This is a genomic window from Fructilactobacillus sp. X2R6C1 (assembly GCF_059901295.1).
Window position 1 is genome coordinate 1 of record NZ_JBWXUZ010000091.1, and the last position, 230, is coordinate 230.

The 230-nt window shown below is 37.4% G+C and carries 1 protein-coding gene; it reads right to left on the bottom strand.

Annotation, left to right across the window (positions count from 1 at the left end):
* Positions 1–17: 17 nt before the first annotated feature.
* The coding region (locus tag AC6UDF_RS07495; RefSeq protein WP_500724281.1) for a hypothetical protein at positions 18–230 on the bottom strand (213 nt) is incomplete at its 5' end.

A 230-nucleotide genomic window follows, 5' to 3' on the forward strand; every position in this document is an offset into this window, starting at 1 on the left:
ATGCAAAGCCATGGACTTTACATACCCCCACTTATAGGGGCTTTTTCATGAGTACAGGTCAGGTATTTTCGGGATACAACATTAAAATATCCTACATCAATAATTGCTTTTTCTCCTTTATAAGGGCATTGAATATGCGTCAGCTGAAGTGATTCATTGATGATGACCAAGTCTATTGCGTCCAATTCTTTTTTGCAGCACGAACATTTCACAGGTAGTAAGTTTTCTTT